Source organism: Chryseobacterium sp. VD8, assembly GCF_037149975.1.
Classification (GTDB): domain Bacteria; phylum Bacteroidota; class Bacteroidia; order Flavobacteriales; family Weeksellaceae; genus Chryseobacterium; species Chryseobacterium indicum.
The window spans coordinates 1-255 of the sequence record NZ_JBBCQL010000501.1 but is presented as its reverse complement, the minus strand read 5'-3'; the positions used below and the strand labels follow the sequence as shown (position 1 = coordinate 255).

The 255-nt window shown below is 37.3% G+C and carries 1 protein-coding gene; it reads right to left on the bottom strand.

The window, feature by feature from the left end; genetic code table 11:
• The coding region (locus tag WFK35_RS23370; protein ID WP_336735016.1) for a hypothetical protein at positions 1–255 on the bottom strand (255 nt) is incomplete at both ends.

Genomic DNA, 255 nt, shown 5'->3' with positions numbered 1-255 from the left:
CTCTAAATCTTCCCAATCCTGATGAATTGAATTTTTCATTGAATTGACATCGAAAAGCAAAGCCAGTTTCGACATCTGTTCTTCTTCATTCTTACTTTCCAGAACCCACGGGGTTTCTTCTAATAACAACTGTTTCAGTTCCTGATTTTTTTCAAGACTGGAATTCAATAATCCTTTATTCTGGTATTCTTCGAAAACCGTTTTCAGCTTCGGATTGGCTTTAAAGACTTCTGATGCCAAAACGTCGGCAAACCA